This is a genomic window from Crossiella sp. NPDC003009 (genome assembly GCF_053591555.1).
In genome coordinates this window covers 58,554-72,916 of the sequence record NZ_JBSFUA010000028.1, presented here as the reverse complement: position 1 = coordinate 72,916, position 14,363 = coordinate 58,554, and the positions used below count along the sequence as shown (strand labels likewise).

General features: G+C 71.4%; 13 protein-coding genes. 7 read left to right on the top strand and 6 right to left on the bottom strand.

The features are described from left to right. The first annotated feature begins 60 nt into the window (after nt 1-60). The gene (locus tag ACWDY5_RS26100; RefSeq protein WP_449724798.1) at nt 61-1,131 is read left to right on the top strand and encodes a LacI family DNA-binding transcriptional regulator; all 1,071 of its coding nucleotides are present in this window, start codon (nt 61-63) and stop codon (nt 1,129-1,131) included. A 16-nt stretch (nt 1,132-1,147) separates the two neighbouring features. Here ACWDY5_RS26100 and ACWDY5_RS26095 read toward each other — a convergent pair whose 3' ends face one another. The 3 genes from ACWDY5_RS26095 to ACWDY5_RS26085 are packed head-to-tail and all read right to left on the bottom strand — an operon-like array spanning nt 1,148 to nt 4,648. Next, nucleotides 1,148-2,785, bottom strand: coding sequence for an extracellular solute-binding protein (locus tag ACWDY5_RS26095; protein WP_449724797.1), 1,638 nt, complete (start codon nt 2,783-2,785; stop codon nt 1,148-1,150). A gap of 28 nt (nt 2,786-2,813) precedes the next feature. Next, nucleotides 2,814-3,629 (bottom strand): carbohydrate ABC transporter permease, encoded by an 816-nt coding sequence (locus ACWDY5_RS26090; RefSeq protein ID WP_449724796.1) that lies wholly within the window; start codon nt 3,627-3,629, stop codon nt 2,814-2,816. A gap of 59 nt (nt 3,630-3,688) precedes the next feature. Next, nucleotides 3,689-4,648, bottom strand: a complete 960-nt coding sequence (locus ACWDY5_RS26085) for an ABC transporter permease (protein WP_449724795.1) — start codon at nt 4,646-4,648, stop codon at nt 3,689-3,691. A 170-nt stretch (nt 4,649-4,818) separates the two neighbouring features. Between ACWDY5_RS26085 and ACWDY5_RS26080 the strand changes: the two genes are divergently transcribed. From ACWDY5_RS26080 to ACWDY5_RS26055, 6 genes are all read left to right on the top strand, one after another. Then, nucleotides 4,819-5,826 carry a hydroxyacid dehydrogenase gene (locus tag ACWDY5_RS26080; RefSeq protein ID WP_449724794.1) on the top strand — a complete coding sequence of 336 codons (1,008 nt, stop codon included), beginning with the start codon at nt 4,819-4,821 and terminating at the stop codon, nt 5,824-5,826. Nucleotides 5,827-5,891: 65 nt separating this feature from the next. Beyond that, on the top strand, nt 5,892-7,937 hold the full coding sequence (locus ACWDY5_RS26075; RefSeq protein WP_449724793.1) for an acyltransferase family protein: 2,046 nt from the start codon (nt 5,892-5,894) through the stop codon (nt 7,935-7,937). A 125-nt stretch (nt 7,938-8,062) separates the two neighbouring features. Continuing rightward, the gene (locus ACWDY5_RS26070) at nt 8,063-9,277 is read left to right on the top strand and encodes a cation:proton antiporter domain-containing protein (protein ID WP_449724792.1); all 1,215 of its coding nucleotides are present in this window, start codon (nt 8,063-8,065) and stop codon (nt 9,275-9,277) included. Beyond that, nucleotides 9,274-9,414, top strand: a complete 141-nt coding sequence (locus ACWDY5_RS26065) for a hypothetical protein (protein WP_449724791.1) — start codon at nt 9,274-9,276, stop codon at nt 9,412-9,414. Before ACWDY5_RS26070 ends, ACWDY5_RS26065 begins: the two co-directional genes overlap by 4 nt. Beyond that, nucleotides 9,401-10,207 carry a hypothetical protein gene (locus ACWDY5_RS26060; RefSeq protein WP_449724790.1) on the top strand — a complete coding sequence of 269 codons (807 nt, stop codon included), beginning with the start codon at nt 9,401-9,403 and terminating at the stop codon, nt 10,205-10,207. The genes ACWDY5_RS26065 and ACWDY5_RS26060 overlap by 14 nt, the downstream gene beginning before the upstream one ends. A 150-nt stretch (nt 10,208-10,357) precedes the next feature. After that, the gene (locus ACWDY5_RS26055) at nt 10,358-11,608 is read left to right on the top strand and encodes a glycosyltransferase (RefSeq protein WP_449724789.1); all 1,251 of its coding nucleotides are present in this window, start codon (nt 10,358-10,360) and stop codon (nt 11,606-11,608) included. 52 nt (nt 11,609-11,660) lie between these two features. Here ACWDY5_RS26055 and ACWDY5_RS26050 read toward each other — a convergent pair whose 3' ends face one another. The 3 genes from ACWDY5_RS26050 to ACWDY5_RS26040 all read right to left on the bottom strand — a co-directional run bounded on the left by ACWDY5_RS26050 (nt 11,661) and on the right by ACWDY5_RS26040 (nt 14,317). Continuing rightward, nucleotides 11,661-12,938 carry a glycosyltransferase gene (locus tag ACWDY5_RS26050; RefSeq protein ID WP_449724788.1) on the bottom strand — a complete coding sequence of 426 codons (1,278 nt, stop codon included), beginning with the start codon at nt 12,936-12,938 and terminating at the stop codon, nt 11,661-11,663. Then, complete coding sequence (locus ACWDY5_RS26045; protein ID WP_449724787.1) at nt 12,935-13,558, bottom strand: TetR/AcrR family transcriptional regulator; 624 nt, start codon at nt 13,556-13,558, stop codon at nt 12,935-12,937. The genes ACWDY5_RS26050 and ACWDY5_RS26045 overlap by 4 nt, the downstream gene beginning before the upstream one ends. A 63-nt stretch (nt 13,559-13,621) precedes the next feature. Continuing rightward, nucleotides 13,622-14,317, bottom strand: a complete 696-nt coding sequence (locus ACWDY5_RS26040; RefSeq protein ID WP_449724786.1) for a type 1 glutamine amidotransferase domain-containing protein — start codon at nt 14,315-14,317, stop codon at nt 13,622-13,624. Nucleotides 14,318-14,363 lie beyond the last annotated feature (46 nt).

Genomic DNA, 14,363 nt, shown 5'->3' with positions numbered 1-14,363 from the left:
AGTAACCGTTTCCTGAAACAACGCTCCCGGTGCTGCGGTGCCGGGAAGGGCCGGTGGACCATGACACGACGGGCGAGCGAACCAGCGGACGGCCGACGGCGGTCCACGATCCGCGAGGTGGCGGAGCGGGCCGGGGTGTCCGTCGCCACGGTCTCCCGGATCCTCAGCGGCGACTACCCGGCCTCCCCCGCCACCCGCAAGCGGGTCCTGCGCGCGGTGGAGGAACTGGACTACGTGGCCAATGCCCACGCCCGTGCCCTGGCCGGCAGCTCCGCCAAGAGCGTCGCCATCGTGCTCAACTCGGTGGTCTCACCGCACTACGCGCACGTCGCCCAGGGCGTGGAGGCCCAGACCGCCGTCGAGGGCCGGCTGTGCCTGATCGGCACGACCGGCGGCGATCCCGAGCGTGAGCTCGCCATGGTGAAGTTCATGCGGGAGCAGCACGCCGAGGCGGTCATCCTGGTCGGCAACGTGGTGGCCGACGAGAAGTACCGGCAGCGCATGAGCCAGTACGCGCACGCCCTGGCCGCGATCGGTTCCCGGCTGGTGCTGTGCGGCCGCCCGTCGCTGGGTCCCGATGTGCCCGCGGTCGTGGTGGAGTACGACAACACCGGTGGCGCGTTCGCGGCGACCAGCCACCTGCTGTCCGCGGGACACGAGCGGATCCTGTGCCTCGGCCACCGTCCCGGCTACACCACGGCCGAAGGCCGGGTGGCCGGGTACCGCCAGGCGCTGACCGCGCACCGGGTGCCGCACGACCCGGCGCTGGAGGTCGAGGGCAGTGCGATGGAGTGGCACGAGGGTTACCGGATGATGACGGAGCGGCTGGCCACCGGTCCGCTCGACTTCACCGCGGTCTTCGCCCTCAACGACCTCATCGCCGGCGGCGCCTGCCGGGCACTGGCCGAGCACGGGCTCAGCGTGCCCGAGGACGTGTCGATGGTGGGATTCGACGACCTCCAGCCCTCGCTCGACCTCAACCTGACCACCGTGCACCTGCCGCACGAGGAGATCGGCCGCACCGCCGTACGCCTCGCTCTGGAGCACGAGGCACGCGGCGGCACACCTCCGCGCGTCGTCCTCGGCACGCACCTGGTGATCCGCGACTCGGTCCGCCCCCGCGTCTCCTGACGCCGTCCTGGCGGACCTACCTGGCGGCGTTCTCCTTGGCCAGCTCCTCGGCCACCTTGTCACCGCCGGCCTGCCGCCACTGGGCGACCGCGTCCTTCCAGGCGGACACCGGCTTGCGACCGAACACGATGGCTCCGATCGCGTCGCCGACGATCCTGGTCAGCTCGGCGCCCTTGCTGGTGCGGGTCGCGGACCGCAGCCCCGTCTCCGGGTCGGCCACGCTCCTCGGCAGCACCGCCTTCTCCCACTCGTGCACGGCCTTGGCCGCCTCCGGGTAACCGGGCAGGTGCAGCACGGCCGGCGCGACCCCGAGGTACTTGACCGGCAGGTTGACGCTGTTCTCCACCTTGTACAGCTCGGTGGTCCTGACCACGCCGGAGTCCTTGGTGAAGTGCACGCCCTCCACGCCGTAGTTGACCAGCTCGTACTCGGCGGTGCCGAACGGCGCGCTGAGGTAGTTGGAGACGCGCAGCAGCAGCTTGATCCGGTCGGCGCCGGCCTTCTTGAACGTGACGTAGCCGAAGATGCCGGTGCCCTGCCACGGTGTCGCGTTCGGCCCGTACGGGCGGGCGAGGTCGAACTCGAACCGGCGGTTGATGCCGTCCATCGTCTCCATCGCCACCGCACCGAAACCGTCGGTGAGCGAGAGCACCGAGCCGTTGTACCAGAAGGTCTTCAGGTCGGTCGCGCTGATCGTGAGGCTGTCCGGGTGGTAGGCGCCCTTCTCGGCCAGCCGACGCAGCACACCGAGCGCCTCCTCGAACTGAGGTGTGGTGAGGGTGCTGACGAACTGGCCGTCGCGCAGCTGCCAGGCGTTCGGCGCACCGAGCGAGCCCGCGTGGTAGGCGATCGAGCCGAAGCCGCCGAAAAGGCTCTTGGAGCCACCGATCCCCCACCGCCTGCCGCCCGAGGTCCCGGTCATCGCGGCCACGAACTCCTCCGTGCCCCACTCCCGGGGGACACCGGCCTGCTGGAACGCCGTGCGGTTGACGTAGAGGCTGTTGCCCGGCTTCGGGCGCTCCAGCGGCACCCCGTAGATCCGGCCGCCGATGCGGCCCATGCTCTGCCAGGCGTAGGTGGGGATGTTGGCCAGGCTCGGGTAGTCCTTGACCGCGTCGCCGCCGACGAACTCGGACAGGTCGGCGCACCGGGTCTGGACGAACTCGTGCGAGCGCGGCAGCTGGAGGTTGCTGAACATGATGATGTCGGGCAGGTCGTCACCGGAGGCCATGAGCGTGGCCATCTTCTGGCCGTACTCGGCGTCCGGGACGACCACGACCTTGAGGTTGACGTTCAGCGCCTTGTTGATCGCCTGCCAGAACTGGTTGCTCACCAACGGCTTGGGCGGGGCGCCGTAGGTGACGACCATCGCGGTGACGTCCGAGCCGTCCCCCGGTGCTTCCGGCACCGACCGGACGAGGTTCTGCGGGTAGTTCAGGTACAGCGGCTGCACGCCGGAGGTGTCGCCGGGCGCATCCGGCGCCGGGCCGGGGAACGGCACGTGGGTGGGCCACGGCACCACGTCCTTGCCCGCGTTGCCGACGTTGCCGGTGGCTCCGGTGCCGCAGCCGGCGAGCGCGGGTCCGGCCACGGTGGCAAGCGCGCCGGCACCGGCGAGCTTCAGCAACGACCGTCGGCTGAGGTGAGCAGACATGCGTGGCTCCTTCCTCTCGAAAGTTGGCTCAGGCCTTGACCGCGCCGGTGAGCACGCCTTTGACGAAATAGCGTTGGAGCAACGGATAGACGCACACGATGGGCGCGACGGCCAGGACCACCACCGCCATCTGTGTCGACTGCGGCGCGGAGGCGACCGTCGACTCACCGGTGAGGTCGGCTCCGCCGGTGACGTACTGGCGCAGCACCGTGCCGATCGGCCACTTCGTCTGGTCGTTGAAGTAGATGATGGCTTCGAAGAAGCGGTTCCAGTAGGCGACCGCGTAGAACAGGCTCACCACCGCCAGCACCGCCTTGGACAGCGGCAGCACGATCCGCCACAGCATGGTCAGCTCGCCCGCGCCGTCGATACGAGCGGCCTCCAGCAGTTCGGCCGGGATGGACTGGAAGAAGCCCCGCAGCACGACCAGGTTGAACACGTTGATCAGGAACGGCAGGATCAACGCGGCGTAGGAGTCGAACAGGCCGGTGGTGCGCACCACCAGGAACAGCGGGATCATCCCTGGCGGAAAAAGGAACGTGAACAGGATCAGTAGCAACATCGGCCGGCCGCCGTAGACGTGCGGCCGTGACAGCGCGTACGCCAGGCACACCGTGCAGGCCAGGCTGAGTGCCGTGCCGATCACCGTGACGCCCGCGCTGACCAGCAGCGCCCGCGTCACCACTCCGCCCGCCAGGATCTCCGAGTACGCGCCGAAGGTGAACCGCTCCGGCCAGATCACCCAGCCGCCGTTGGCGACCACGTCCTGGGCGGAGGCCAGGCTCGTCGCCACGACCGTCCACAGTGGAAACAGCACGAGCAGCACGACGACGGTGAGCGCCACCGCCTTCGCCAGCCTCAGGGCAGGCCCGGGCCTGCCCTGCCACGCCGGATATTTCGCCCTCAACGCCGGTACACCCCCTGTTCACCGAGCCGATGCGCGACCTTGTTGGCCGTGTACACCAGCGCCACGCCGATGAGCCCCTTGAACAGCCCGGCGGCGGCCGCGTAACCGAACTCGCCGTTGGCGAACCCGGTGAAGTACACGAACGTGTCGAGTACCTCGCCCGCCTCCGGCCCGACCGCCTGCCGTTGCAGGAAGAACTGCTCGAAGCCGACTTCCAGGAACTCGCCGAGCCGCAGCACCAGCAGCAGCACGAGCACCGGGCGGATACCCGGCAGCGTCACGTGCCAGAGCCTGCGCCACCAGCCGGCACCGTCCAGTGCCGCCGCCTCGTACTGCTGATCGTCCACTTGGGACAGTGCGGCCAAGAAGATGATCGTGGCCCAGCCGCACTCCTTCCAGATCAGCTGCACGACCACCAGCGGCTTGTACGCCTCCGGGTTGCCGATGACGTGGACCGCCCCGAGGCCCAGCTCGCCCAGCCAGCCGTTGACCACTCCGGCTCCGCCGAGCATGTGCTGGAACAGCGCCACGACGACCACCCAGGACAGGAAGTGCGGCAGGTAGACCACGCTCTGCACGAACCGCTTGACGGTCGAGCCGACCAGGCTGTGCAGCAGCAGCGCCAGGGCCAGCGGAGCCGGGAAGAAGAACACCAGTTGGAGAGCGGCGATCATGATCGTGTTCGCGACCGCGTTCCAGAAATGTGGATCGCCGAGCATCTGCCGGAAGTTGGCCAGTCCGGCCCACGTGCTGTCCACAATGCCCAGGAACGGCACGTAGTCGAGGAAGGCCAGCGCGTTCCCGAACAGCGCGCCGTAATGGAAGATCAGGAAGTACAGCATGCCGGGCGCCATCACGACCAGCAGCGCCCAGTCCCGGCGGATCCGCCTGCGGTGTCCCCGTTCCCTGGCGCGGGGCACCTGGCGGGATGGGCGCTCCGGTTCGACCGCACTCACCCTCGGTGCCCTCCCATCGTTGTGATCGCCCTCGACCAGCACACGGTGACCCGAAGATAAAACGGTTACATCCCTTGGGTCAACGGTGGATGCCATATCCTTGTAGAACCAGCGCATTTGCCGTAGTAACCGTTTTACCTCACCAATGCCTCCCGGAGGGGGATCCATCCGTGCCGGAACGGCCTGTCGCGGTACTCGCCATGCAGCCCTGGGCGCTGCCGGACCTGTTCCCCTCGGACCTGCTGGCCCGGCTGCGCACCCTGGTGCGGCTGGCGCCGGGTCCGGCCCTCACGTCCTTCCAGACGACGGAAGCCGCGTCCGTGCTGCGCGAAGTGGACGTGCTGGTGACCGGCTGGGGGTGCCCGCGCATCGACAGTGCCGTGCTGGCCACCGCGCCGCGGCTGCGCGCCGTGATCCACGCGGCCGGGTCGGTGAAAGGACATGTCGACCCCGCGGTCTTCGCCCACGGCGTCACCGTCTCCTCGGCCGCACAGGCGAACGCGGTGCCGGTCGCCGAGTACACGGTGGCCGCCCTCGTCTTCGCGGCGAAACGAGTGTTCACCCGGGCCAACTGGTACGCACACGACCGCACGGCAGGTGACTGGCGTTCGGGTGCCGGCACCGGGCTTTTCGACCGCACGATCGGGATCATCGGCGCCTCGCGGACCGGCCGGCTCGTACTGGACCGGCTGCGTGCGCACAACGTCCGGCTCCTGCTCGCCGATCCCTATGTCACCGCCCAGGAAGCCGGCGCACTCGGCGCGGAACTGGTCGGTGTGGACGAGCTGTGCCGCCGCAGCGAACTGGTCTCCGTCCACGCGCCGGCGCTGCCGGAGACCCACCACCTGCTCGACGCCCGGCGGCTCGCCCTGCTGCAGGACGGCGCGACCCTCGTCAACACCGCGCGCGGATCCCTGGTGGACACCGCCGCCCTCGCCCGCCACTGCGCGACCGGCCGCCTCGACGCCGTGCTCGACGTGACCGATCCCGACCCGCTGCCGCCCGGCCACCCGCTGCTGCGGCTGCCGAACGTGCTCGTCACCCCGCACCTGGCCGGTTCACAGGGACACGAGCTGCGCCGCTTGGGCGAGTTCACCGTGGCCGAGGTCGCGCGCTTCGCCGGGGGCGAGCCGCTGCGCGGCACCATCTGCTCCAGCGACCTGCACCGGATCGCCTGACCGGCGCCGGGGTCACCTGATGGTCGGTTCAGCTCCGAACCGGTTCTCACGGCAGAATGTCTCGCATGTCCGGAGTCCCCGCCGCGGTGCCCTCAGCCGGTTCGGCCGCAGTCTCCCGTGGGGCAGCTCCGTCTCGCTACCGAGCTGAGTTACAGGGCCTGCGCGCGTTGGCGGTCGGGCTGGTCGTGGTGTACCACGTGTGGCTGAACCGGGTCTCCGGCGGCGTGGACGTCTTCTTCCTGCTCTCCGGGTTCCTGGTCACCGGGCAGTTGGTGCGGGCCGTGGAACGGGGTGGGATCCGGTTCCGGCCGCTGTGGGGCCGCATGCTGGTCCGCCTGGTGCCCGCGGCCTCGGTCGTCCTGGTGGTCACCGCGGTGGCGGGGATGCTGATCCTGCCGCAGGACCGCTGGTTCCAGACCATCCGCGAGATCGTCGCGGCCGCGTTGTTCCTGGAGAACTGGCAGCTGGCCACGGACTCGGTGGACTACTTCGCGCAGAACAACGTCGCCAGCGTGGCCCAGCACTTCTGGTCGCTGTCCATCCAGGGGCAGTTCTACCTGGTGTGGCCGTTGCTGATCGGTCTGCTCGCCCTGGTCGCCCTGCAGAACGGGCGCGAACTGCGCCGCTACCTGGCCGGGGCGCTGGCGGTCATCGGCGGGGCGTCGCTGGTGTACTCGGTGGCGCTGACCGCCGCCGACCAGCCATTGGCCTACTTCCACTCCCTGACCCGGGTCTGGGAGTTCGCCCTCGGCGGCCTGCTGGCCCTGGGCATCGAGGCGATCGTGCTCTCCCGCGGCATCCGGATCGTGCTGGGCTGGCTTGGGGTGCTGGGGCTGCTCTCCTGCGGGGTGGTGCTCAACGTGGGCAGCATCTTCCCCGGTTACGGGGCGCTGTGGCCGACCGTCTCGGCCGCGCTGGTGCTCATCGCGGGCACCACCGGCAGCCGGGTAGGCGCGGACCGGTGGCTGGGCTCGCGGCCGCTGACCTACCTGGGCGACCTCAGCTACACGCTGTACCTGTGGCACTGGCCGGTGCTGGTGCTCTACCTGGTGCACCAGGACCTGCCCCAGGTCGGCTGGCGGGAAGGACTGGGCATCGTCGCGCTGTCGCTGCTGCTCGCCGCGCTCACCCACCGGTTCGTGGAGCAGCCCGCACGCGGGATTCGCCTGGTCACCGGAACACGGTGGGGCGCCTACCGATTGGCCGCGCTGCTGACCGTCCCGGTGCTCGTGCTGGCCGCGGGCTGGCAGGTGGTGAGCCTGAACGCGGCCGCCCCGGCCGCCCAGCCCGGTGACCAGGACCACCCCGGCGCCCTGGCGCACAGCCCCGGGTTCCAGTACCAGGGCCGCGAGGAAGCCGAGTTGCTGCCGCCGCGGATCGCGCTGGAACAGGACTGGGCCACCACCGACGACATGGACTGCGTCCGCTCGGCCCGCAACCAGGACCTGGAGGTCTGCTCCTCGGCCACCGAGCACGAACCGGCCCGGCGGGTCGTGGTGATCGGCGACTCGCACATGCAGCAGTACCTCGCCGCGGTCCGCCCAATCGCCCAACGACACAACTGGCAGATCATCGCCATGCTCAAAGGGCTGTGCCCGTTCTCCGCCGACGCCGACGCCATGCCCGGCGACCAGCCCTGCATCGACTGGAACGCCGCCGCGGCCGAGGAGATCGTCGAACTGCGGCCAGACGCGGTGCTGACGCTGGCCTCCCGGGACGTGCGGGTCGGTCTGTCCGAACAGACCCCGCCGGGGTTCGTGGCCCAGTGGCAGAAGCTGGCCACGGCCGGCATCCGGGTGCTGGCGGTGCGCGACAACCCGCGGTACGGCCACTCCCCCGCGCTCTGCGCCTTCGAGCACGGCGCCGACGCGCCGGAGTGCGCCACCCCGCGCGAGACGATCCTGCCGGCCGTGCCGCCCTACAGCCAGCTGCCGGAGGTGCCCGGGAACGTCTCGTTCCTGGACTTCAGCGACTACTACTGCACCGCCGAGGTGTGCCCGCCCGCGGTGGGCAATGTGCTGGTGTACATGGACAACAACCACACCACCGCGAGCTTCATGACCACGCTGTCCCCCATCCTGGAGCAGGAGATGCTGCGCGCGCTGGAGTGAGCGGGGCCCGGCCGGTTTGCTCTTCGGGCGCGTTTACGGCATCTTTGCGCGCGGTGCGCCGGGAAGTCTGGTCGGCATCCGCCCCCGACAACGGGACGGCGGATCAAGGAGACTGGGGTTTCCGCATGGCGCTGGTACTCGCCTTCGGTGTGGTGCTGTTGATCAGTGTGTCCCTCTCCGGGGTCGCCGCGCGCACGATCCTGTCCACCGCGTTGCTGTTCCTGCTCGCCGGAGCCCTGCTCGGCCAGGGCGGCCTCGGCTGGGTCGAGATCGCGCCGAACTCACCAATGGTCACCGTGCTGGCCGACATCGCCCTGTTCACCGTGCTGTTCACCGACGGCGGCCGGGCCAACCTGCGCGCACTCCGTGAAGGCTGGCGCCTGTCCGGTCGCGCACTCGGCCTGGGCATGCCGCTGACCATGATCGGCATCGCGGTGCCCGCGCACTACCTGGCCGGACTGGACTGGCCGACGGCGTTGCTGCTCGGCGCGATCCTTTCCCCCACCGACCCGGTCTTCGCCTCCGCCATCGTCGGCCGCACCGACGTCCCGCTGCGCCTGCGCCGCCTGTTCAACGTCGAGTCCGGGCTCAACGACGGCCTCGCACTGCCCTTCGTGCTGATCTTCCTGGCCACCGCGGCCAACCGGGAGGCCAACTGGGCCACCATCGGCCTGGAACTGGGTCTGGGCCTGGTCATCGGTGTGGCGGTGCCCGCGGTGATCGCCCTGGCCTGGCGGCTGCGTCTGCTCACCGCCGAACCCCGCCTGCACGCCCTCGGCCCACTGGCCGCCGGAGTGATCGTCTTCGCCGTCTGCCACCTGACCCACGCCAACGCCTACCTGGCCGCCTTCGCCGCCGGGGCGACCCTGGCCACCCTGGATCACCTTGCGGCGGAACGGTTCGAACCGCTGGGCGACCTGCTGTCGGAGATCACCAAGTTCGCCGCGCTGCTGGTCTTCGGCGCGTTGATCACCCCGGAACGCATCTCCCACCTGAGCGTGGGCGACTGGGCGGTGGCGGTGCTGGCGATCCTGCTGGTGCGGCCCGCGGCCATGCTGCTCTCCCTGCTGCGCACTCCGCTGCCGGCCAGGGAACGCAGCGCCGCGGCCTGGTTCGGCCCCAAGGGCTTCGCCTCGGTCATCTACGGCCTGCTCGCGCTACAGGCCGGAATCCCGGCCGGGGAACATGTTTTCGACCTGGTGGCCATCACCATCGCGCTCTCGATCGTGCTGCACTCCTCCACCGACGTGCCGGTGGCCAGGGCACTGCGAATCGAACCACCCGACACCCTGCCCACCGGCCACACCGAGACCACCGCACCAGCGGCAGCGGACCGATGACTCCGGCGGCGGTCTTCCCGGATGGCGGCATCGCGAACCACTGGCTGGACGCCGCGGGCATCGTCGTCTTCGCCAGCGCGCTGGCCTGGGCCCTGCGGCGGGAACTGGTGTTCAGGAGCCAGCGTGATCGAGGCTGACCTCAGCGACATCCGGCGGCTGCGGCTGCACACCGTCGCGATTCGCGGTCTGGACGACCTGATCAGGCCGTCGGAGTACCGGGTGCGGCCGGAGGTGGCGACCCGCGCGGTCCGGCGGCTGCGGCTGCGGGGTGGCCTGATGCTGCTGTCCGGCCTGGCACTGATCGTCGGCTTCATGACCGGAGCCACGGCGCTGGAGGACCGGGCCGCCGGCCTGGAGGCGACCGGCGTGCGCGTGCCGGGCGTCGTGGTCGAGGTGCGCCAGGGGTTCGTCAGAGGCGTGCCGGACTCCATCGAGGTGCGGTTCGCCGTCGACGGGACCGAACGGGTGCGCTCGATGAACCTCAACGACGGCAGCCCCGTCCTGAACCCAGGCGACCCGATCACGGTGTTCTACGACCGCGACGACCCGGAACGGATCGGTGCCCCCGGGGTGCCCAACGACCCCTTCTGGACCGTCATCCCGATGGCCGTCGCCTTCGTGCTGGGCACTCCCCTGTCCGTGGCCGGGGCGATCGGGTACAGCCGGTGGCGCCGCCGCGCCCGCGCCCTCCGGCGGAGCGGCTGGCGGCCGGGCCGAGCGGACACCGTCCGGAGCCGCACTCTCACCATCCGGTTCGACGATCCGGCGGGCGGCCGGCAGACCATCGTGCTGACCCGGCCGGTCATGCTGCCAGTACCGCGCGAGATCGTCCACGGCCCGGTTCTCATCGGTGGCACCGGCAAACGGCTGACCGTCCTGTTCCTCACCGGGCCGGTACTGGCCGCGGCCAAACTGGGCGCGATCGGCTAGCGGGCCCCGAACCGCGTGCACCACTGGACGCCGACGGGGCGACCGCGACGGGCGGGCACAGCGCGCGGGCTGGGTGGTCGGCTGCGACGTCGCGTGGAGAACCTGGCCTTGCGCCGCCCTCCTCGCCCCACACCTTTCCTGGAGGACTCGATGCGAGTTGTGATCATGACCGTGGGCACCCGTGGCGACGTCGCGCCCTTCGTCGGCCTGGGGGTCCGGCTGCGCGCGGCCGGGCACGAGGTCACCGTGGCCACCCAGCGGTCCTCGGCGGAGCTGGTCACCGGCGCCGGACTGGCGTTCCGGCCGCTGCCGGGGGACACGAAGGCCGATATGGCCTCCGCCGACGGGCAGCGCTGGACCAAGGCGGGCGCCACGCTGCGGGCGATCCCGGCCCAGCTCAGGCTCGGCAAGCGGTTCATGATCGGCATGGGCCAGGCGGTGCTCGCCGCCGCGGCGGGCGCGGAGGTGCTGCTGCTGGCGCGGGCGCCGATGATGCACGGCTACCTGGCCGGTCAGGCGCTGGGGATTCCCACGGTGGGCCTGGAGCTGTGGCCGAGCGTGCCGACCGGCGACTTCCCGCTGCCCCTGTTCGGTGACCGTTCCTTCGGCCGCTGGGGCAACCGGAACCTGCACAAGCCGGTGCTGTTCGCGCCAACCCCGTTCGACGCCGACTTCAAGCGGTTCTGCCGGGAGATCGGCTTGCCACCGGTGGGCATCGGCCGGGTCCGGCGCACGATGCTGGCCGATGAACGGTGGCCGATCCTGCACGGCTACAGCCCACTCATCGTGCCGCGACCGGCTGACTGGCGTCCGGGCGCGGAGGTCGCGGGTTACTGGTGGCAGCCCACCCTGCCGGAGTGGCGACCGTCCCCGGAACTGGCCGACTTCCTCGCCGCCGGTGCACCGCCGGTGTTCATCGGGCTCGGCAGCATGGCCTCCGGCGAGGGCGAGCGGCTCTCCGGCATTGTGGTCGAGGCCGCCCGCCAGGCCGGGGTGCGCGCGGTGGTGCAGGCGGGATGGGCCGGGTTGTCCGCGGCCGGGGACGATGTGCTGACCGTCGGCGACATCCCGCACGACTGGCTGTTTCCCCGGATGGCCGCGCTCGTGCAGCACGCCGGGGCGGGCACCACCGGCGCCGTGTTGCGCGCCGGAGTGCCCACGGTGCCGGTGCCGGTCGCCTTCGACCAGCCGTTCTGGGCGGGCAGGCTGGCCCGGCTGGGAATCAGCCCCGGCGTGCTGCCGTTCAAGCGCCTCACCGCACCCGCGCTGGCCGAGCGGATTCGCCGGGCCGTCGGCGAACCCGGTTTTGCTGACCGGGCGCGCGTCCTCGGCGAGCGGGTGCGGGCCGAGGACGGGGCCGCGCGGGTGCTGCGCGTGCTGGAGGATCTGGCGGGTGGCTGAGTCAGCGGGCGCAGTTCTCCCACAGCACCCACGCGCGCTCCCCGTAGATTCCCTACTTCCCTTCGTTCGCAAGGTGTTCTTCGAGTGCCCGGACCGCCGCGGTGACGCCGTCCTCGGCACGGACCACCCGGCCGAGCTCCCCGGCCCGCCGGGCCAGGTCCCCGTCCTGGACGGCCGCGGTGATCGCGGCGGTCAGGCTCTCCACGCTGAGCCGCTGCTGGGGCACCGGGGCCGGGGCCACGCCAACGGCGTGCATCCGCTCCGCCCAGTGCGGCTGGTCGGCCACGAACGGGCACACCACCTGCGGCCGCCCGGCGGCCAGCGCCGCGCCGGTGGTCCCCCCGCCGCCGTGGTGCACCACCGCGCTCATCCGCGGGAACAGCCAGTCGTGCGGCGCCGCCTCGATCACCAGCACCTCGGGCGAGTCCTCGACGGCGGCGATGCCGCCCCAGCCGGTGGCCAGCACCGCGCGGACCCCGGCCCGGCGCACGGCCTCGGTCACGATCGTCCCGGTGCGCTGGGCCTGACCGGCCATGCTGCCGAAGCCGAGGTAGACCGGCGGCGGGCCTTCGCCGAGGAACTGGCTCAGCCGTGGCGGCGGTGACCAGGAAGCGGCGGCGGGCAGGTACCAGAACCCGGTGGTGCGCACCGAGTCCGGCCAGGCCGGGTCGATGCGTGCCACGTGCGGGCTGAACGCTTGCAGGACAAGGCGATCCGCTCCGTCGGCGGCGTGCAGGACGTCGTGCCCGCCGCGCCTGGCGGGCAGGCCCAGCGCGCCGGTGCGCCAGGCGTTGGCCACCCCGGCGTGGGCGCGCAGCGTGCCCGTGACCGCCAGATAGGTGGCCCTGTTCAAGGACGCGGGCAGCCGGGGCAGTGGCACCATCGGGCACGGGAACAGCGCGGTGGGCACCCAGCCGGGTTGCAGGGTCGCCAGCACGGCGGGCACATCGAGGAGCTCGGCCAGGTGCTGGGCGGGCAGCGTCGGGGAGTGCACCACGACATCGGCCTCCCGCCACGCGGACCGGCCCAGGTCACGCAGCACCGCCGACATCAGCGGCTTGATCCGGCGCAGGGTGCGCAACGCGCTGATCTTGCCCCGCACGCCCCGGTAGCCGGTCTCGATGGCCTCCCGGGCCGCCGGATCGGCCAGCAGCCGGTTCGGGCCCTCGTCCAGCGGCACGAAGTCCACGCCGTGTTCGGCTGCCTGCGCGGCGAAGGAGGCCGGAGCGGCCAGCCGCGCCTGGTGCCCCGCGGCGCGCAACGCGACCGCCATGGCGAGGAAGGGCTGCACGTCGCCCCTGGTGCCGTGGGTGACCAGGAACGCCTTCACCGGCGCCGCTGCGTCCGGGCCACCGAGGTGAACGCCGCCAGCCACCGGTCGTCGGCGAACAGTCCGTGGGTCAACATCTCCAGCCCGGCCCGCGCACCGCGCACCGAGGTCGCGGTCTCGGCGACGTCACCGCCGAGCAGCCTGCCCACCTGCTCGCCCAGCACCAGCGGCGCCAGCAGCCAGGACACGTAGGTCACCGCCCGCGCCCGCGAATCCTCGGTCGGCCGCACCCAGCCCTGCGCCGCACCGTCGGCCAGCCACCGCTCGGTGCGCTCGACGATCTCGGCGAACACCGTGGCCGCGGCCGGCGAGCCGTCCAGCAGCGCCCGGCCGAGGTAGCGGCGGACCGGGGTCGCGGTCTCCAGCAGCTCCGTGAGCGCACCGAGGTCGGCGGGATCGGCCTGCTCGCCACCAGAGCGGATGAGGGCGAGCACGTGCTCGTCGCAGGCCTGCCGCAGGCCGTCCTTGGAACCGAAGTGGTGCAACACCAACGCGGGTGAGACCCCGGCGTCCGCGGCCACCGCGCGCACGCTCGTGCCAGCCACGCCGTCGGCGCCGAAGCGGGCCAGCGCGACATCCCGGATCCGGGCCCGCGCGGTGAGATCGTCGACTGAACGCATGAACAGCATACTAAACACTTGTTCAGTCCCGCGTCGAGCACTCGGTGTCATCAGGCGGTGGTGTCACTGGCGGAGGGCGGCGATCATGGCCTCGGCCATCGGGGCGCTGGAGGCCGGGTTCTGGCCGGTGAACAGGTTCCCGTCCCGAACGGTGAAGGCCTGGTAGGCGGGCCCACCGGCGTGCTTGGCCCCCAGTTCGCGCAGCCTGCCGGCGAGCAGCCACGGCGCTGCTTCGGCCGTGCCGAACAGCTGCTCCTCCTCATCGGTGAACGCCGTCATCTCCCGGCCGGCGAACAGCCACCTGCCTTCCTCGTCCACCGCGGACAGCAGGGCGGCCGGGCCGTGGCAGACCGCGCCGATGACCTTCCCGGCGTCGTCCGCCTCGGTGAGCAGCCGGCCGAGGTCGGCGTCCTGGTGGAGGTCGACCACCGGGCCGTGGCCGCCGGGCAGCACCACCGCGACGTAGTCGTTGACGTCGACCTCGCTGAGCTTGAGCAGCGGACCGAACGCGCTCAGCGCCTCCTCGGCGTAGCTGACGTACCGGGCGCAGTCCGGGCCGGCGATCTCCGGGTTGGCGCTGTGCTCGTCGAGCGGCTGCCGCACACCGCCGGGTGAGGCGAAGTCGACGGTGTAGCCGGCCTCGACGAACTTCTCGTGCGGCGCGGCGAGCTCCTCGGCCCAGTAACCGGTCGGGTAGGACGAGCCGTCGGTGCGTTCCCACGTGTCGGCGGCGGACATGACGATCAGGATCTTGCTCATGGTCTGCTCCCCTTTCGGATCTGGCTCAAGCGTGCCGGAGCGGAAT

Bases quoted from the DNA above. Each gene is read 5' to 3' on its own strand.
- ACWDY5_RS26100 (WP_449724798.1), top strand. From the start codon at position 61: ATGACACGACGGGCGAGCGAACCAGCGGACGGCCGACGGCGGTCCACG.
- ACWDY5_RS26095 (WP_449724797.1), bottom strand. From the start codon at position 2,785: ATGTCTGCTCACCTCAGCCGACGGTCGTTGCTGAAGCTCGCCGGTGCC.
- ACWDY5_RS26075 (WP_449724793.1), top strand. From the start codon at position 5,892: ATGTCCGGAGTCCCCGCCGCGGTGCCCTCAGCCGGTTCGGCCGCAGTC.
- ACWDY5_RS26070 (WP_449724792.1), top strand. From the start codon at position 8,063: ATGGCGCTGGTACTCGCCTTCGGTGTGGTGCTGTTGATCAGTGTGTCC.
- ACWDY5_RS26065 (WP_449724791.1), top strand. From the start codon at position 9,274: ATGACTCCGGCGGCGGTCTTCCCGGATGGCGGCATCGCGAACCACTGG.
- ACWDY5_RS26055 (WP_449724789.1), top strand. From the start codon at position 10,358: ATGCGAGTTGTGATCATGACCGTGGGCACCCGTGGCGACGTCGCGCCC.
- ACWDY5_RS26045 (WP_449724787.1), bottom strand. From the start codon at position 13,558: ATGCGTTCAGTCGACGATCTCACCGCGCGGGCCCGGATCCGGGATGTC.
- ACWDY5_RS26040 (WP_449724786.1), bottom strand. From the start codon at position 14,317: ATGAGCAAGATCCTGATCGTCATGTCCGCCGCCGACACGTGGGAACGC.